1 protein-coding gene is annotated in these 20,620 nt (G+C 73.4%); it reads right to left on the reverse strand.

The features are described 5' to 3' along the window. Positions 1–50 precede the first annotated feature (50 nt). Positions 51–20,540 (reverse strand): type I polyketide synthase, encoded by a 20,490-nt coding sequence (locus B1H19_RS05085; RefSeq protein WP_472573292.1) that lies wholly within the window; start codon positions 20,538–20,540, stop codon positions 51–53. Between the last annotated feature and the right edge of the window lie 80 nt (positions 20,541–20,620).

Consider the following 20,620-nt stretch of genomic DNA (forward strand, 5'->3'; position numbering starts at 1 on the left):
GCCCCCCGCCCGGCACGAAGCCGGTCGGGGGGCGCCGCCGTTCCTCCAGGTCAGGACAGCCCGAGTTCGTTGTCGAGCAGGTCGAAGACGTCCTCGTCGGAGGCGGATTCAAAGTCGAAGTCCTCGTCGGACGGGGAACCGTCGTGCCCGGCTGCCGCGGCCGTGTTCCGCAGGGCGTTCCACTTGGCCCTGAGGACTTCCAGACGGCCGGCTATCTGCTCGTGCATCTCCTCCGTGATGTCGAGTCCGCCGAAGGCCCTCTCCACCCTTTCGAGTTCGCCCAGGAGTGCCTCCGGGCCGACGGTCGGCTCGGGTGCGATCCGGGCATGGACGTGGTCGACGAGCTCTGCCGGCGTCGGGTAGTCGAAGAGCAGGGTCGCCGGCAGGCGGATTCCGGTGAGGGCGCTCAGGCGGTTGCGCAGTTCGACCGCGGTGAGGGAGTCGAAACCGATGTCCAGGAAGGCGCGGTCCTGGTCGATGTCGGCGGCTTCGGCGTGTCCGAGGACACCCGCGATCTGACCGCGTACGGCGCCCAGTACGACCTCGCGCCCTTCTGCCGCCGACAGGTCGGTCAGGCGCTGAGCGAAGGCGGCAGCGGTGTCGCCCTCCGCCGCGGCCGCCGCCGCGCGTCGGCCCGGGGTACGGATCAGGCCGCGCAACAACGGGAGGATGTCGCCCTGCCGCCGCAGCGCCGCGAGGTCCAGGCGGACGGGGAGCGCCATGGGTTCGGCGCTGCCGAGCGCGGCGTCGAAGAGGGCCAGGCCCTGCTCGGCGGTCAGCGGCGGCATGCCGTGGCGGGTCATGCGCTGCAGGTCGGCTTCGGTGAGGGTGCCGGTCATGCCGCTGTCCTGGGACCAGGGGCCCCATGCCAGCGAGGTCGCGGGCAGACCCGCGGTCCGGCGGTGCTGTGCGAGGGCGTCCAGGAAGGCGTTGCCCGCCGCGTAGTTCGCCTGACCCGCACTGCCGAAGGTGCCCGCCACGGACGAGAACACCACGAAGGCGTCCAGGTCCAGGTCCCTGGTCGCCTCGTGCAGGTTCCAGGCCGCATCCACCTTCGGACGCAGCACCGCCAAGAGGCGTTCCGGGGTCAGCGATTCCACCACACCGTCGTCCAGGACACCGGCCGTATGCACCACCGCACTGATCCGGTGCCGGGCGATCAGGTCGGCCACAGCCGCCGCGTCGCTCACATCACACGCCTCGATCACCGCTTCGGCGCCGCTGCCCCTGAGCTCGGCCACCAACTCCTCAACACCCTCGGCGTCCGGACCACGACGACTGACCAGCAACAGGCTCCGCACCCCGTGCTCCGCCACCAGGTGCCGGGCGACCGTACGACCCAGCCCACCGGTCCCACCGGTGATCAGCACCGTGCCGGACGGATCCCAGCTCACCGCGTGCGACGACTGCACCCGAGCCAGCCGAGCCGCCAGTACCTCACCCCCACGCACCAGCAATTGCGGCTCGTCCGACGCCAACGCGCCCGTGAGCAGGGCCAGTTCGGCATCGTCTGCCACGTCCAGCAGACCGAAGCGGCCCGGGTTCTCCGACTGCGCCGACCGCACCAGACCCCACACCGCCGCACCCGCGAGATCCGCACCGGACACCGCGCCGCGCGTCACGAACACCAGGCGCGAGGTGGCGAACCGGTCGTCGGCCAGCCAGGACTGGATCAGGTCCAGGGCCCCGGTCGTGGCGGCATGGACGGATTCCGCCGTTCCGGCGGTCCGGGTGGGTAGCGGGGCGAGCACGGTGTCGTGGGCGCCCGTCGCCGCGAGGTCGTCGAGGTCCGCGTGGGGCGGGAGGGAGAGTGCGTTGAGGATGCCCTCGGTGTCCTTGCCGAGCAGGGCGAGGGAGTGCGCGGGCTCGTCCGTCAGGTGCAGGGCGGTCCAGCCGACCGTGAAAAGGGAGTCGCGGTCGCCCGTCTGCAACTGTCCGGCGGTGATCGGACGTGCGATCAGGGATTGCACCGAGGCGACCGGCGCACCGGCGGTGTCCGCGAGGGCGATCGACATACCGCCTTCGGTGGGACGGATGCGTACCCGCACCTGGGAGGCGCCGGTGGCGTGGAGTGTCACTCCGTTCCAGGAGAAGGGGACGGCTCCTTCGTCCGTTCCCTCGCCGCCCAGGAGCGCCGCGTGCAGCGCGGCGTCGAAGAGTGCGGGGTGCAGGCCGTAGGCGCTGCCGTCCGTGCCGTCGGGGAGTGCGACCTCGGCGTAGATGTCCTCGCCGAGCTTCCAGGCCGCCCGCAGGCCCTGGAACACCGGGCCGTAGGCGAATCCGGCGTCCGCGAACCGCTCGTAGCAGCCCGCCGCGTCCAGTTGCTCGGCACCCTGCGGGGGCCATACCACGGCATCGAACGACACCGCCCCGGCCGCCGGCGCCAGGACGCCGTTGGCGTGCAGCGTCCAGGTGCCTTCGCCCTCGCGTGCATGCACCGAGACCGGCCGGCGGCCCGCGTCATCGGGCTCGCCCACCCATACCTGTACCTGGATCGCGGCGCCCGATGCGGGCAGGACCAGCGGCGCGGCGAGCGTGAGTTCGTCCACCGCGGCGCAGTCCACCTCGTCGGCGGCCCGCAGTACCAGTTCCATGAGGGCCGTGCCGGGCACCAGGACGGAGCCCAGCACCATGTGATCCGCCAGCCACGGGTGCGAGGACAGGGACAGCCGCCCCGTGAACAACAGGCCACCCGAGCCCGCCAGTTCCACCGCCGCACCCAGCAACGGATGCCCGGCCGAGCCCAGGCCCGCGGACCGTACATCGCCCGCGCGCGCCGCCCCGCCCGACGGCCAGAACCGCTCGTGCTGGAACGCGTACGTCGGCAGGTCCACCCACCGCGCACCCGTGCCGGCGAAGGCGGCGGACCAGTCGACCGGCGTGCCGTGGGCGTGCAGTCGCGCGAGGGCCGTGAGCAGGGCCGGTGCCTCGGGGCGGTTCTTGCGCAGTACGGGGGCCAGTACGGACTCATCGGCGGCGGATTCGGCGGCGAGCGCGGAGAGCGCGCCGTCGGGGCCGAGTTCCAGGAACGTGGTGACGCCCTGCTCGCGGAGCGCGCCGACCCCGTCGGCGAACCGTACGGCCTCGCGTACGTGGCCGACCCAGTATGCGGCGGAGCACAGCTGCTCCGCGGTGGCGGGCAGGCCGGTGACGTTCGAGACCACGGGGATGCGCGGTGCGGCATAGGTCATGCCGTCGGCGACGGCCCGGAAGTCGGCCAGCATCGGCTCCATGAGCGGTGAGTGGAAGGCGTGCGAGACCCGCAGCCGGGTGGTCTTGCGCCCTTCCGCCTCGAAGTGCGCCGCGAGGGCGAGCACCTCGTCCTCGGCGCCGGAGACCACGACCGACGAGGGGCCGTTGACCGCCGCGAGGGACACCTGCTGCGTGAGGTGCGGATGTACCTCGTCCTCCGTCGCCCGGATCGCCATCATCGCTCCGCCGGGCGGCAGTTGCTGCATCAGACGGCCTCGGGCCGCCACCAGGGCGCAGGCGTCCGGGAGGGAGAAGACGCCGGCCACATGGGCCGCGGCGATTTCTCCGATGGAGTGCCCCAGCAGCTGGTCCGGGCGCATGCCCCACGACTCCAGCAGGCGGAACAGGGCCACCTCGATCGCGAACAGCCCGGTCTGGGTGTACGCGGTCCGGTTCAGCAGTTCTTCGTCCTCGCCCCAGATGACGTCTCGCAGGGGGCGGTCCAGGTGCGCGTCCAGAGCGGCGCACACCGCGTCGAGGGCCTCCGCGAACGCCGGGTAGCGACCGTACAACTCCCGGCCCATGCCGAGGTGTTGGGATCCCTGGCCGGAGAAGAGGAAGGCCAGTTTGCCCGAGCGGGCACGGTCCTGTGCCACGACGGCCGGCGCCTCGGTGTGGCCCTCGGCCAGGGCGGACAGCGCGCGCAGCAGGTCCGCACGGTCCGCGGCGAGGATCACCGCGCGGTGCTGGAAGGCCGAGCGGCCCGTCGCGAGGGAGTAGGCGACGTCCGTGAGTCGCGGCCCGGGATCGGCGTCGAGACGGGACAGCAGCCGTGCCGCCTGGGCCCGCAGCGCCGATGCGCTCCTGCCGGACAGCAGTACGGGCACCGGCGTCCCGGATTCGGCGGTCTCGCCCTCGGCCGCGACCGGTGCGGTGTCGGGCGTGATCGATTCCGCGCTGATCGACTCCGTTTCGGCCGCGTCCGGTTCGGGCTGCTCCAGGATGACGTGCGCGTTGGTGCCGCTGATGCCGAAGGAGGAGACGCCTGCTCGGCGCGGCCCAGCACCTTCCGGCCACGCGGCCTCGGAGGTCAGCAGCTCGACGGCACCGGCGCTCCAGTCCACGTGCGATGACGGCTCGTCGACATGCAGCGTCCGCGGCAGCACACCATGCCGCATCGCCAGCACCATCTTGATGACACCCGCCACACCCGAAGCCGCCTGCGCATGGCCGATGTTGGACTTCACGGAGCCGAGCAGCAGCGGCCGATCCTCCGACCGCTCCTGACCGTACGTGGCCAGCAGCGCCTGGGCCTCGATCGGGTCGCCCAACGTCGTACCCGTACCGTGCGCCTCGACCGCGTCCACATCCGCCGCCGACAGACCCGCACTCGCCAGCGCCTGCCGGATCACCCGCTGCTGCGACGGACCGTTCGGCGCCGTCAGACCATTGGACGCACCATCCTGATTCACCGCACTGCCCCGCACCGTCGCGAGGATGCGGTGCCCGTTGCGGCGTGCGTCGGAGAGGCGCTCCAGCACCAGGATTCCGGCGCCTTCGGCCCAGCCGACGCCGTCGGCCGCCTCGGCGAACGCCTTGCAGCGGCCGTCCGCCGACAGTCCGCCCTGGCGGGAGAACTCCACGAAGGTCAGCGGTGTGGACATCACCGTCACACCGCCCGCGAGCGCCAGCGAGCATTCGCCCGAGCGCAGCGACTGCGCTGCCAGGTGCAGGGCGACCAGGGACGACGAGCACGCCGTGTCCACCGTCACCGCCGGACCCTCGAAACCGAAGGTGTAGGAGACCCGGCCCGAGGCGACACTGCCTGCGCTGCCGCTGCCCTGGTAGCCCTCGAACTCGCGCCCGGAGAGCAGCGTCGAGTAGTCGTGGTACATCACGCCGGCGAAGACGCCGGTACGGCTGCCGCGCAGCGTGGCCGGGTCCATACCGGCGCGCTCCAGCGCCTCCCAGGTCGTCTCCAGCAGCAGCCGCTGCTGGGCGTCGGTGGTCAGGGCCTCCCGCGGGCTCATCCCGAAGAACTCGGGGTCGAACTCGGCCGCGTCATAAAGGAATCCACCGGAGCGGGTGGCGATGGCGCCCTCCCGCTCGGGGTCGTAGGTGTCGTCGATCTCCCAGCCGCGGTCGGTCGGGAAGTCGGAGACGGCGTCCACACCGTCCGCCACCAGGCGCCACAGGTCCTCCGGCGAGGCGACCCCGCCGGGGAAGCGGCAGCTCATGCCGACGATCACGACGGGATCGTCCGTCAGGGACGGCAGGGTGGACACCGGGAGGGACGTCCCGGTGTCCGTCTCCGCCTCCGCGCCGAACAGCTCGTCGAGGAGATGGCCCGCCAGGGCATCGGCCGTCGGGTAGTCGAACACGGTCGTTGCCGGAAGCCGCAGCCCGGTGGCCTTGCCCAGCAGGTTGCGGAGTTCGATGGCGGTCAGGGAGTCGAAGCCGAGGTCCTGGAAGGCCCGGTCGGGGGCGATCGTTTCCGGGCTCGCGTGGCCCAGGACCGTCGCGATCTGGGCACGTACGACATCGAGCAGCGCCTCGCGCCGTTCCGCCGTGGACAGCCCGGCGAGGCGTTGCACGATGCCGGACGCCGCGGCGGCGCCGGACCGGCGGGTCCTCGACCGGATCAGGCCGCGCAGCAGCGGCTGGGGCTCGCCTTGTGCCCGCAGCGCCGCGAGGTCCAGGCGGACGGGGAGCGCCATGGGTTCGGCGCTGCCGAGCGCGGCGTCGAAGAGGGCCAGGCCCTCCTCGGCGGTCAGCGGCGGCATGCCCTGGCGGGCGATGCGCTGAAGGTCGGCTTCGGTGAGGGTGCCGGTCATGCCGCCGTCCTGGGACCAGGGGCCCCACGCCAGCGACACCGCCGCAAGACCCGCCGCCCGGCGGTGCTGTGCGAGGGCGTCCAGGAAGGCGTTGCCCGCCGCGTAGTTCGCCTGACCCGCACTGCCGAAGGTGCCCGCCACGGACGAGAACACCACGAAGGCATCCAAATCCAGGCCCTTGGTCGCCTCGTGCAGGTTCCAGGCCGCATCCACCTTCGGACGCAGCACCACCGACAGCCGCTCCGGCGTCAGCGACTCCACCACGCCGTCGTCCAGGACCCCCGCGGTATGCACCACCGCACTGATCCGGTGCCGGGCGATCAGGTCGGCCACAGCCGCCGCGTCGCTCACATCACACGCCTCGATCACCGCTTCGGCGCCGCTGCCCCTGAGCTCGGCCACCAACTCCTCAACACCCTCGGCGTCCGGACCACGACGACTGACCAGCAACAGGCTCCGCACCCCGTGCTCCGCCACCAGGTGCCGGGCGACCGTACGACCCAGCCCACCGGTCCCACCGGTGATCAGCACCGTGCCGGACGGATCCCAGCTCACCGCGTGCGACGACTGCACCCGAGCCAGCCGAGCCGCCAGTACCTCACCCCCACGCACCAGCAATTGCGGCTCGTCCGACGCCAACGCGCCCGTGAGCAGGGCCAGTTCGGCATCGTCTGCCACGTCCAGCAGACCGAAGCGGCCCGGGTTCTCCGACTGCGCCGACCGCACCAGACCCCACACCGCCGCACCCGCGAGATCCGCACCGGACACCGCGCCGCGCGTCACGAACACCAGGCGCGAGGTGGCGAACCGGTCGTCGGCCAGCCACGACTGCACCATCTCCAACGCCCAGGCGGCCGCGACGTGTACGGACTCCACCGTCGCGGCAGCGCCGGAAGGCGGCGCGACCAGGACCGTCCCGGGCACCGCCGGGCTCTTCAGGGCGTCCAGATCCGCGCAGGTACGCAGCGGCTCGCCCTCCGGGCCGGTGCCCAGCTCGACGCGCTCGTCCGTGAGCGGTACGGGGACCCAGTCGGCCTTGAAGAGGGCGTCCCGGTCGGCGGCCTGCACCTGCCCGACCGAGAGCGGACGGACCACCAGCGACTCCACCGAGGCGACCGGCGCACCGGACGTGTCCGCGATCGCGACCGACAGCGCGCCGCCCGCTTCGCGGATGCGGACGCGCAGGTGCGCGGCGCCGGAGGCGTGCAGAGACACGCCGGCCCAGGAGAACGGGACTCCGCCCGCTTCCGCGCCGCCCAGCACCGACGCGTGCAGTGCGGCATCGAAGAGCGCGGGGTGCAGACCGTAGGCGTCGCCGTCGGTGCTCTCGGGGAGCCTTGCCTCGGCGTAGATGTCCCCACCCAGCGTCCAGGCCGCTTGCAGGCCGTGGAAGGCCGGGCCGTAGGTGAGCCCGGCATCGGCGAGTACGTCGTAGCAGTCCGCCACGTCCACGGGCTCCGCGCCCTTCGGCGGCCATACGGTGGCGTCGAAGGAGGTCACCGTGGCGCCCGAGGTCACCGCTCCACTGGCGTGCAGCGTCCAGGGGGCCTCGCCCTCCCGTGCATGGACCGAGACCGGCCGGCGGCCCGCCGCATCGGGCTCGCCCACCCCCACCTGCACCTGGATCGCGGCGCCCGAGGCGGGCAGCACCAGCGGTGCGGCGAGGGTCAGCTCGTCCAGGAGATCACAGCCGACCTCGTCGGCCGCCCGCAGCACCATTTCCACCAGCGCCGTGCCGGGTACGAGGACGGAGCCCCGCACCACATGGTCCGCCAGCCACGGGTGCGCGGACGCCGACAGCCGGCCCGTGAACAACAGGCCACCCGAGCCCGCCAGTTCCACCGCCGCACCCAGCAACGGGTGCCCGGCCGAGCCCAGGCCCGCGGACCGTACATCGCCCGGCCGCGCCACACCGCCCGACGGCCAGAACCGCTCGTGCTGGAACGCGTACGTCGGCAGATCCGCCCACCGCGCCCCCGAACCGGCGAACAGCGCCGTCCAGTCCATGCTCACACCCCGGACGTACAGCTGCGCCAGGGCGCCCAGCAGTGCCGTCTCCTCGGGCCGGTCCTTGCGCAGTACGGGAGCGAGCACGGCGTCGTCCGGTGCCGACTCCCGGGCCATGGCGGACAGCACACCGTCCGGGCCGAGCTCCAGGAACCGTGTCACCCCTTCCGCCCGCAGGGCCTCGATCCCGTCGGCGAAACGCACCGCCTCGCGGACGTGCCGGACCCAGTAGTCGGCGTGGGCGAGCTGTTCGGGCTCGGCGAGGCGGCCCGTCAGGTTGGACACGACGGGGATCGTCGGCGTGCCGAAGGACAGCCGGGTCACCACCGCGCGGAATTCCTCCAGCATCGGTTCCATCAGCGGCGAGTGGAAGGCGTGCGAGACCCGCAGCCGGGTGGTCTTGCGCCCCTCCCCCGCGAAGTGCGCCGCGATGGCCAGCACCGCGTCCTCGGCGCCCGAGATCACGACCGACGACGGGCCGTTGATCGCCGCGAGCGAGACGCCGTCCGTCAGATGCGGAAGGACCTCGTCCTCCGTCGCCCGGATCGCCATCATCGCCCCGCCGGAGGGCAGTTGCTGCATCAGCCGCCCTCGGGCCGCCACCAGCGCACAGGCGTCCGGCAGCGAGAAGACCCCCGACACATGGGCCGCGGCGACCTCGCCGATCGAATGCCCCGCGACGAAGTCCGGGCGCAGGCCCCACGACTCCGCCAGGCGGTACAGCGCCACCTCGATCGCGAACAGCCCGGCCTGGGCGTACGCGGTCCGGTTCAGCAGCTCCGCGTCCTCGCCCCAGACCACGTCCCGCAGGGGGCGCTCCAGGTGCTCGTCCAAGGACGCGCAGACGGCGTCGAAAGCGTCCGCGAACACGGAATGGCGTGCGTACAACTCCCATCCCATGCCCAGCCGTTGCGACCCCTGGCCCGAGAACAGGAAGGCCGTCCTCCCCGCGCCGGACGAGCCTTCCGCCAGACCGGCGTCGGCCTCGCCCACCGCGAGTGCGGACAGGGCGCGCACCAGTGCGTCGCGGTCCTGGCCCCACACCACCGCACGGTGGGCGAAGCTCGACCGCCCGGTCACCAGCGAGTGGCCGATGTCCCGCGCGCACAGCGCGGCACTGCCGGCGACCAGGGACATCAGGCGCGCGGCCTGGCAGCGCAGGGCGGCTTCGTTCCGTGCGGAGAGGACCCAGGCCAGCGCGCCGGGCTCGGTCACCGAGGCGTCCGGTGCGGCATCGTCCTCGTCCGGCTCGGGCTGCTCCAGGATCACATGTGCGTTCGTCCCGCTGACGCCGAAGGAGGAGACGCCCGCGCGGCGCGGACCCTCGCCCTGCGGCCACGCGGCCTCGGAGGTCAGCAGCTCGACGGCACCGGCGCTCCAGTCGACGTGCGACGACGGCGCATCCACATGCAGCGTCCGCGGAAGGACGCCGTGGCGCATGGCCAGCACCATCTTGATGACACCGGCAACACCCGAAGCCGCCTGCGCATGGCCGATGTTGGACTTCACGGAGCCGAGCAGCAGCGGCCGATCCTCCGACCGCTCCTGACCGTACGTGGCCAGCAGCGCCTGGGCCTCGATCGGGTCGCCCAACGTCGTACCCGTACCGTGCGCCTCCACCGCGTCCACATCCGCCGCCGACAGACCCGCACTCGCCAGCGCCTGCCGGATCACCCGCTGCTGCGACGGACCGTTCGGCGCCGTCAGACCATTGGACGCACCATCCTGATTCACCGCACTGCCCCGCACCACCGCGAGCACCCGGTGCCCGTTGCGCCGTGCGTCCGACAGACGCTCCAGGACGAGCATGCCGACGCCCTCGCCCCAGCCGACGCCGTCGGCCGCCTCGGCGAACGCCTTGCAGCGGCCGTCGGCCGACAGTCCGCGTTGCCGGGAGAACTCGACGAAGGTCGTCGGTGTGGACATCACCGTCACCCCGCCCGCGACCGCGAGCGAGCATTCGCCCGAGCGCAGCGACTGCGCCGCCCAGTGCAGGGCGACCAGGGACGACGAGCACGCCGTGTCCACCGTCACCGCCGGACCCTCGAAACCGAAGGTGTACGAGACGCGACCCGAGGCGATGCTGGCCGCGCTGCCGTTGCTGCGGTAGCCCTCGAACTGGTCGCCGACGAGGAGGTCGCCGTAGTCGGTGTACATCACGCCCGCGAAGACGCCCGTACGGCTGCCCCGCAGCGACGCCGGGTCGATGCCCGTCCGCTCGATGGCCTCCCAGGTCGTCTCCAGCAGCAGCCGCTGCTGGGCGTCGGTCGCCAGCGCCTCGCGCGGGCTCATCCCGAAGAACTCGGGGTCGAACTCCGCCGCCTCGTGGAGGAATCCACCGGAGCGGGTGTACGAGGTACCGAGCGCCTCGGGGTCGGGGTTGTAGAGGCTCTCCACATCCCAACCGCGGTCGGTGGGGAAGTCGGACACCGCGTCCACACCCTCCGACACCAGGCGCCACAGGTCCTCGGGCGAGCCGACACCGCCCGGGTAGCGGCAGCTCATGCCGACGATCACGACCGGGTCGTCGGCCACCCCCGCCGGTGACGGCATCGGCGCCGACAGCTCGGCCGCCTCCTGCGCGCCGAACAGCTCGTCCAGCAGGAAGTCGACGAGCGCGTCCGCCGTGGGGTAGTCGAAGACGGCGGTGGCCGAAAGGCGCAGGCCGGTCGCGTTGTTGAGGCGGTTGCGGAGTTCGACCGCGGTCAGGGAGTCGAAGCCGAGGTCCTGGAAGACGCGGGTCGACTCGATCGTCTCCGGGTTCGCGTGGCCCAGGACGACCGCGATCTGGGCCCGTACCAGGTCCAGGAGCGCCTCGCGCCGCTCCACCGCTCCCCGTCCGCTCAGGCGTCCCACCAGGCCGGCCACCGCGGCCGAACCGCCGACCGCCGAGCGCCGGGCGCGGGTCCTGATCAGACCGCGCAGCAGCGGGGGCACCTCGCCCTGGTCGCGCAGGGTCGCGAGGTCGAAACGTACGGGGAGCAGGTGGGCGTCACCGGCCGCCAGCGCGGCGTCGAAGAGGACCACGCCCTGTGCGGGGGTGAGTTCGGGCATGCCCTGGCGGGCGATGCGCTGGAGGTCGGCTTCGGTGAGGGTGCCGGTCATACCGCCGTCCTGGGACCAGGGGCCCCATGCCAGCGACACCGCCGGAAGACCCACGGTCCGACGGTGGTGCGCCAGGGCGTCCAGGAAGGCGTTGCCCGCCGCGTAGTTGGCCTGACCGGGGCTGCCGATCGTGCCCGCCACGGACGAGAACACCACGAACGCGTCCAGGTCGAGGTCCTTGGTCGCCTCGTGCAGGTTCCAGGCCGCATCCACCTTCGGACGCAGCACCGCCGACAGCCGCTCCGGCGTCAGCGACTCCACCACACCGTCGTCCAGGACACCGGCCGTATGGACCACCGCGCCGATCCGGTGGCGGGCCACCAGGTCGGCCACGGCCGCCGCGTCGGTGACATCACAGGTCTCGACGGCCACTTCGGCACCGCTGTGCCGCAGCTCCGCCACCAGCTCCTCGGCGCCCTCGGCGGCCGGACCACGGCGGCTGACCAGCAGCAGGCTCCGGACCCCGTGTTCCGCCACCAAGTGCCGCGCCATCACGCGCCCCAGACCACCCGTGCCACCGGTGACCAGCACCGTGCCGGACGGGTTCCAGGTCACCGTGTGCGAGGACTGCGCCCGGGCCAGCCGCGCCGCCAGCACCTCACCGCCGCGCACCAGCAGCTGCGGCTCATTCGACGCCAACGCCCTTGGCAGCAGGGACAGTTCGGCATCAGCGTCCAGGTCCACCAGACCGAAGCGGCCCGGGTGCTCCGACTGTGCCGAGCGCACCAGACCCCACACCGCCGCACCCGCGAGATCCGCACCGGACACCGCGCCACGGGTCACGAACACCAGGCGCGAGGCCGCGAACCGCTCATCGGCCAGCCACGACCGGGCCAGGTCCAGCGCCCGGGCGGCCGTGGCGTGCGTCGACGCCACCACCTCGTCCGACGGCGCATCCGCCTCGCCGGAACCGCCTTCCACCGGTACCAGCACCGCGTCCGGCACGCGACCGGACCGGGCCAGGGACGCCAGGTCCGGGTAGCCGTCGAACGGTGCGCCGGCCAGGGAGCCGAGCGTCGCCACGGTTTCCGCGGCCCCGGCCGGGGGCAGGCGTACGGGGTTCCACTGCACGCGGAACAGCGCATCGCGACCGACCGGGTTCGCGCCGCCCGCCACCTGGTCGGCGGAGACCGCGCGCAGGACGAGCGTGCCGAGGGAGGCGACGGGTTCACCGGTGGTGTCGGCGACGTCGACGGAGACCGTGTCGCCGCTGTGCCGGACGACCCGGACCCGTACGGCCGAGGCGCCGGTGGCGTGCAGCGCGACGTTCTCCCAGGAGAACGGCACGACGCCGCGGTCCACTCCGTTGAACGCGACGACGTGCAGGGCGGCGTCGAGCAGCGCCGGATGGAGCCCGTACGCGGCGGCGTCGCCCTCTGCGTCGGCGGGCAGGGCGACCTCGGCGAACACCTCGTCGCCTCGGCGCCAGGCGGCTTGCAGCCCCTGGAAGTGCGGACCGTAGTCGAATCCGCGCGCGGCGAAGTCCGGGTAGAGGTCGGCCAGTTCGACGGGCGTGGCCTCGGCGGGCGGCCAGGACTCGGCGTGGAAGTCGTGACCGGGTTCGGCCGTCGACCGCCCTGCTGCCTCCGCGAGGACGCCGGTGGCGTGCTGGACCCACGGGCGGTCGCCGTCGCCCTCCGCCCTGGAGCGGGCGGTCAGGGTGCGGCGGCCGGACTCGTCGGCGGGGCCCACCCGCAGCTGGAGCTGTACGCCGCCGTGCTCGGGCAGGACGAGCGGGGCGGCCAGGGTCAGTTCGTCGACGCGGTCGCAGCCCGCCTCGTCGGCGGCGCGGAGGGCGAGTTCGGCGAAGGCCGTGCCCGGCAGCAGGACCGAGCCCATGACGACGTGCCCGGCGAGCCAGGGGTGGGTCTGGAGCGAGAGGCGGCTGGTGAACAACAGGCCCTCGCCGTCGGACAGTTCCACGGCGGCGCTGAGGAGCGGGTGTCCGGTCGCCGCGAGGCCGACGGCGCCCAGGTCACCGGTGCGGGTGTGGTCGGGGGTCGGCCAGAACCGCTGGTGCTGGAAGGCGTAGGTGGGCAGGTCGACGGCATGCGCATCGCGGGCGGCGGGGAATGCCGTCCAGTCGATCTCGGTGCCGTGGACGTGGAGTCGGGTCAGGGCCGCGAGGAGGGTCTCCGCCTCGGGGCGGTCCTTGCGCAGTACGGGGGTGAACACCGCGTCGTCCGGTGCCGACTCCCGGGCCATGGCCGACAGCACGCCGTCCGGGCCGAGTTCGAGGAACCGCGTCACCCCTTCCGCCGCCAGCGCCCGTATCCCGTCCGCGAAACGCACCGCCGAGCGGACATGGCTCACCCAGTACTCGGGGGTACGCAGCTGGTCCGGGGTGGCGAGTTCGCCGGTGACGTTGGAGACGACGGCCAGCTCCGGCTCGCCGTAGGACAGGCCCTCGGCGACGGCGCGGAAGTCGGCCAGCATCGGGTCCATGAGCGGCGAGTGGAAGGCGTGCGAGACCCGCAGCCGGGTGGTCTTGCGGCCCTCCCCCTCGAAGTGCGCGACGATGGCGCCCACGGCGTCCTCGGCACCGGAGACGACGACCGACGACGGGCCGTTGACGGCCGCGATCGAGACGCCGTCGGTCAGATGCGGCAGGACCTCGTCCTCCGTTGCCCGGATCGCGGCCATGGTGCCGCCGGCGGGCAGGGCCTGCATGAGCCGTCCGCGTGCCGCCACCAGCGCGCAGGCGTCGGCCAGCGAGAACACCCCGGCGACGTGTGCGGCGGCGATCTCGCCGACGGAGTGTCCGGCCACGTACCGCGGCCGCACTCCCCAGGACTCCACGAGCCGGAACAGGGCCACCTCGATGGCGAACAGCCCGGCCTGGGCGTAGGCGGTCTGGTTCAGCAGCTCCGCGTCCTCGCCCCAGACGACGTCCCGCAGGGGGCGGTCCAGGTGCGCGTCCAGGGCGGCACAGACCGCGTCGAAGGTCTCCGCGAACGCCGGGTGGCGGCCGTACAACTCCCGGCCCATGCCGATGCGTTGCGACCCCTGGCCGGAGAAGAGGACGGCGTCCCGGCCGGTGTGGACGGTGCCGGTGTCCACGGCGGGATCGGCCTCGCCCGCGGCCAGGGCGGTCAGGGCGCGCAGCGCGGCTTCACGGTCGACGGCGCGGACGGCCGCGCGGTGGGCGAAGGCCGTACGGCGGGTCATCAGCGTGTACGCGGCGTCCGTGAGCCGGAGCGCGGGGTCCCGCTCCAGGTGGGCGTGCAGCCGGGCCGCCTGGGCGCGCAGGGCGCTCTCGCTCTTGGCGGAGAGCAGCAGCGGCGCCGTCCCGTCGGAGGCGGCGGGCGCGTCGGTCACAGTGACCGGCGGTTCAGCCGTAGGCAGTTCAGCCGCAGACGGTTCAGCCGCCGGCAGCTCCAGCACCACATGCGCATTGGTGCCGCTGATGCCGAAAGCGGAGACCGCGGCGCGCCGGGGGTGGCCGGTCTCGGGCCAGTCCGTGTGCTCGGTGAGCAGCTCGACCGCGCCCGCGGTCCAGTCGACGTGCCCGGTGGGCTCGTCGATGTGCAGGGTGCGCGGCAGCATGCCGTGCCGCATCGCGAGCACCATCTTCATCACGCCCGCCACACCGGCGGCGGCCTGGGTGTGCCCGAGGTTGGACTTCACCGCGCCGAGCAGCAGCGGCCGCTCCGGCGGCCGCTCCTGGCCGTAGGTGGCCAGCAGTGCCTGGGCCTCGATCGGGTCGCCGAGCGTGGTGCCGGTGCCGTGTGCCTCCACGGCGTCGACATCGGAGGCGGCCACCTGGGCGTTCGCCAGGGCCTGTCGGATCACCCGCTGCTGGGACGGGCCGCTGGGTGCGCTCAGGCCGTTGGACGCGCCGTCCTGGTTGACGGCCGAGCCCTTCAGCACGGCGAGCACCTGGTGGCCGTTGCGGCGGGCGTCGCCGAGCCGTTCCACGAGCAGCAGGCCGACGCCCTCGCTCCAGCCGGTGCCGTCGGCGGCCGCCGCGAACGGCTTGCAGCGGCCGTCGGGGGCCAGCCCGCGCTGCCGGGCGAACTCCACGAAGGAGGACGGGGTGGCCATCACCGTCACACCGCCCGCGACCGCCAGGGAGCATTCGCCCTGCCGCAGGGCCTGCGCCGCCATGTGCAGGGCCACCAGCGACGACGAGCACGCCGTGTCCACCGTGAGGGCCGGTCCCTCGAAGCCGAAGGTGTAGGAGACCCGGCCGGAGACGACGCTCATCGCATTGCCGGTGAGCCGGTGTCCGCCGGCTTCGTCCTGTGCCGCGTCCAAGACCGTGCCGTAATCCTGGGTGTTGGTGCCCGCGAAGACACCGGTGCTGCTGCCCCGCAGGGACTCCGGGTCGATCCCGGCCTGTTCGAGCACCTCCCAGGTGGTCTCCAGGAGCAGCCGCTGCTGCGGGTCCATCGCGAGGGCCTCGCGCGGCGAGATGCCGAAGAAGTCCGCGTCGAAGTCGGCCGCGCCGTCCAGGAAGCCGCCGCCGCGGGCGTAGCTGGTGCCCTGGTGGTCGGGGTCGGGGTGGTAGAGCCGGTCCAGGTCCCAGCCCCGGTCGGCGGGCATGGGGGTGATGGCGTCGCCGCCCTCGGCCAGCAGCCGCCAGAGGGCCTCGGGTGAGTTCACGCCGCCGGGGAAGCGGCAAGCCATGCCGACGATCGCCACCGGTTCGTCGAGGGCGGCGGCCGATGCCTGGACGACCGTGGCGGGCCCCGCCGCGCCCAGGACTTCGGCGCGCAGGTAGGCGGCGATCGCGAGGGCGGTGGGGTGGTCGAACAGCAGGGTGGCGGGCAGTCGCAGGCCCGTCGCGGCGGAGAGCCGGTTGCGCAGGTCGACGGCCATCAGTGAGTCGAACCCCTGCTCGCGGAAGGCGCGTTGGGCATCGACGGTGTCCGGTGAGGGGTGTCCCAGTACCCTCGCGGCCTCCTCCCTCACCATGGTCAGGAGTGACTGTTCCTGTTCGGCGGGCGGCAGTGCGCCGATCCGGTCGCGCAGGGGAGAGCGTTCCCGGCGCGGGCCGGCCGCGGGGCCGAGCGCGCGGCGTGCCTCGGGCAGGTCGCCGATGAGGGGGCTGGGGCGGACGGCGGTCAGGGCGGGGGCGTATGCGCTCCAGTCGATGTCGGCCACGGTCACCTGCGTCATGCCCTGGGCGAGGGCCTGGCGCAGGGCGGCGAGCGCGGGGGCCGCGGCCAGGGGCAGCAGTCCGTCGCGGCTCATCCGGTCGGCGGCGTCGCTGTCGGTGGCCATGCCGCGCCCGGCCCAGGGTCCCCAGGCCACGGAGGTGGCCGGGAGCCCCTGCCCGAGGCGGTGTTCGGCGAGGGCGTCCAAGTAGGCGTTGGCGGCGGCATAGTTGGCCTGTCCGGCGTTGCCCAGGACGCCGACGATCGAGGAGAACAGCACGAAGTGGTCCAGGTCGAGGTCCTGGGTGAGTTCGTGCAGGTTCTGCGCGGCCGTCGCCTTGGGGCGCAGTACGGTCTCGAAGCGCTCGGGGGTGAGCGCGGCCAGTACGCCGTCGTCCAGTACACCCGCGGCGTGGACGACGCCGGTCAGCGGCAGGTGCGACGGGATGTCCGCGAGGACGGCCGCCAGAGCATCGCGGTCGGCGGCGTCGCAGGCGGCGAGGGTGACCTTGACGCCCCGGTCGGTGAGGGCGGCCGCGAGTTCCGGTGCACCGGGGGCCTGCGGGCCGCGGCGGCCGGTGAGCACGAGGTGTTCGGCTCCGGCGTCGGCCAGCCAGTGGGCGAGGTGCGCGCCGAGGGCACCGGTGCCGCCGGTGACCAGGACGGTGCCGTGGGTGCTCCACTGGGCGCCGTTGTCGCCGCCGGGTACGGTCCGTTCCAGTCGGCGGGCGAAGGCCCCGGCCGGGCGGATCGCCACCTGGTCCTCCTGCGAGCCGAGGGTGCTCAGCAGCGCGGAGACGGCCCGCCCGTCCAGGGTGTCGGGCAGGTCGACGAGCCCGCCCCAGCTCTGCGGGGCCTCCAGGGCGACCACCCGGCCCAGGCCCCATATCTGTGCCTGCAAGGGGCTCTTGGGCGCCTCGTGCCGGTCGACGGCGACGGCGCCGCGGGTCACGCACCACAGCGGTGCCTGGATGCCCGCACCCTCCAGGGCACGCAGCAGTGTGGTGGTGGCGGCCAGACCGCGTGGCACGGAGGGCAGGAGCGGGTGGGGCCGCTCGTCGAAGGCCAGGAGGGAGAGCACGCCGTCCACCGGGGTGTCGGGCCAGGCGTCGGGCTCGTGGTCGGCGGGCAGTTCGCGTACGTCGGTGTGCAGGCCCTGGTCGTGCAGCGTGTCCAGGAGGCGGGCGGTCCACGGGTCGTCGGCGGCACCGTCGGGCACGACGACGAGCCAGTGACCGGTGGCGGAGGTGCCGTGGGAGGCGGACCGCGGGGCCCAGTGGGTGCGGTAGCTCAAGCGGTCCGCGGCGGCCTGGGTCCGGCGCTGCCTGCGCCAGGAGGAGAGGGTGGGCAGGAAGCTGCCGAGGGAGTCCGCTTCGCTGCCGTCGATGGCCAGGACGGCCGACAGCTCCTGGAGGTCCTCGCGTTCGACGGCCGCCCAGAATCCGGCCTCGCCCGCTTCGGCGGCGGCCGCCTCCCCCTCGTCGTCGGCCGGGTCCAGCCAGTACCACTGGCGCTGGAAGGCGTAGGTGGGCAGTTCCACAGGGGCGGCGTGGGGCGCGCCCAAGAGTGCGGGCCAGTCGACGCGGACGCCGTGTGCGAAGGCGGTGGCGACGCCCTCGGTGACGGCGACGGCTTCGGGGCGGCCGGTGCGCAGCAGAGGGACGAGAACGGGCTCGTCGAGGGTGGTCAGACAGTCCTGGACCATGGGGGTGAGGACGCCGCCGGGGCCGATCTCCACGAAGGTGGTGACGCCCTCGGCTTCGAGGGTGCGCACCGCGGCGCAGAAGCGGACGGCTTCGCGGACCTGCCGCACCCAGTAGTCGGGCGAGCGCAGTTCGTCTTCGGTGGCGAGCGCGCCGGTCACCGTGGACACCACGGGGATGCGGGGGGCGTGGAAGGTCAGACCGCGGGCGACGCGCCGGAAGTCCTCCAGCATGCCGTCCATGTGCGGGGAGTGGAAGGCGTGGCTGACCCGCAGCCGCTTGGTGCGGCGGCCCTGCGCCTCCCAGTGGGCCGCGATCTCGATGACGGCCTGTTCGTCGCCCGAAATGACGGTGGAATCGGGCCCGTTGGCGGCCGCGAGGGAGACCCGGTCCTCCTGGCCGGCGAGACGGGCGCGGATCTCCTCCTCGGTGGCCTGGACCGCCACCATGGCGCCGCCTGCGGGCAGCGCCTGCATGAGGGTTCCGCGCGCGGCGACCAGCCGTGCGGCGTCCTGGAGGGTCAGCACGCCGCTGACGTGGGCGGCGGTGACCTCGCCGATGGAGTGCCCGGCGAGGAACGGGGGTGCCACGCCCCAGGATTCGACGAGCCGGAACAGGGCGGTTTCCAGGGCGAAGAGCGCGGCCTGGGTGTAGGCGGTCTGGTCGAGCAGGGCGGCCTCGGCGCTGCCTTCCTCGGCGAAGACGACCTCGCGCAGCGGCCGGTCCAGGTGCGGGTCGAGTGCGGCGCACACCGCGTCGAAGGCGGTGGCGAACTCCCGGTGTGCGGCGTGCAGTTCGCGCCCCATGCCGAGCCGCTGGGAGCCCTGCCCGGCGAAGAGGAACGCGGTGGTGGCCTGGGCGGCGACGCCGCTGACCAGGCCGGTGGCGGTGCGGCCCGCGGCGAGGGCGTCCAGGCCGCGCAGATACCCCTCCCGGTCGCCCGCGACGAGTACCGCGCGGTGTTCCATGAGGGTCCGGGTGTCCGCGAGCGCGTGGGCGACGGCGGCCGGTGCGAGGTCGGCGCGGTCCCTTAGGTGGCGGCCGAGGCGTTCGGCCTGGGCGCGCAGGGCCCCTTCGGTACGGGCGGACAGGATCCAGGGCAGCGCGCCCGGCCGGGCGGCGGGCCCGTTGGCCGACTCGGGTGCCGGATCGGCCTCCTGGGCGGGCGCCTGTTCCAGGATGACGTGGGCGTTGGTGCCGCTGATGCCGAAGGAGGAGACGGCGGCGCGGCGCGGCCGGCCGACGCTCGGCCAGGGCTCGGGCTCCGCGAGGAGCCTGGCGTTGCCCTCGCTCCAGTCGACGTGCCCGGTGGGCTCGTCCAGGTGCAGGGTCCTGGGCAGGTGGCCATGCCGCATCGCCAGGACCATTTTCATCACGCCGGCGATACCGGCGGCGGCCTGGGTGTGCCCGATGTTGGACTTCATGGAGCCGATCAGCACCGGCCGGTCGGCGGGGCGCTGCTGCCCGTAGGTGGCCAGCAGGGCGTGCGCCTCGACGGGATCGCCGAGGGTGGTGCCGGTGCCGTGCGCCTCCACCGCGTCGACGTCCGAGGCGGCGAGGCCCGCGCCGGTCAGCGCCTGGCGGATGACGCGTTGCTGCGAGGGGCCGTTGGGGGCGGTCAGGCCGTTGGACGCGCCGTCCTGGTTGACGGCCGAGCCCTTCAGCACGGCGAGGACGGGATGGCCGTTGCGTACGGCGTCACTGAGCCGCTCGACGAGCAGCAGTCCGACACCCTCGCTCCAGCCGGTGCCGTCGGCGGCGGCGGCGAACGGCTTGCAGCGGCCATCGGGGGCCAGCCCGCGCTGGCGAGAGAACTCCACGAACATCTGCGGCGTGGACATCACGGTCGCACCGCCCACCAGGGCCATGGTGCACTCGTCGCGCCGCAGCGCATGCATCGCCAGGTGCAGCGCGACCAGCGACGAGGAGCAGGCCGTGTCCACGGTCAGTGCGGGGCCTTCCAGACCCAGGACGTAGGAGATCCGGCCGGAGGCGATGCTGATGTGATTGCCCGTCAGCAAGTGCCCGCCGACCTCGTCGGCGCGCCGCCCGCCCTCGGCGTCGTACCCTCCGTGCCCGGTGCCGACGAAGACACCCGTGCGGCTGCCCGCGAGGGACTCCGGGTCGATACCGGCCCGCTCCACGGCTTCCCACGCGGTTTCCAGCAGCAGCCGCTGCTGGGGGTCCATGGCGAGCGCCTCGCGCGGCGAGATCCCGAAGAAGCCCGGGTCGAACTCGCCCGCGTCATGCAGGAATCCACCCTCGCGCGCATAGCTGGTGCCCTGGTGGGCCGGGTCGGAGTGGTAGAGCGCCTCCAGGTCCCAGCCGCGGTTGCGGGGGAAGGAGGAGACCGCGTCGACGCCGTCGCGCAGCAGCTCCCACAGCTCCTCGGGCGAACGGACGCCCCCGGGGAAGCGGCAGGCCATCGACACGATCGCGAGGGGCTCGCGCTGCTTCGCCTCCGTCTCGTCCAATTGCTGACGAGTCTCGTGAAGGTCCGCAATCGCGCGCTTCAGATACTCGCGCAGCTTCTCCTCGTTCGACATCAGGACGCCAATCGCTCGGGGGTATGCCGGACCTGGGGCACAGAGCGCCGACACGCACGTCCGACCGTTTCCCCGCCATCTTCCCCAAGGTCGACTGCGGGTTTCCCTAGTTGCTGCCGCCCTCCACCGGTCCG

The organism is Streptomyces gilvosporeus (assembly GCF_002082195.1).
Lineage (GTDB): Bacteria > Actinomycetota > Actinomycetes > Streptomycetales > Streptomycetaceae > Streptomyces > Streptomyces gilvosporeus.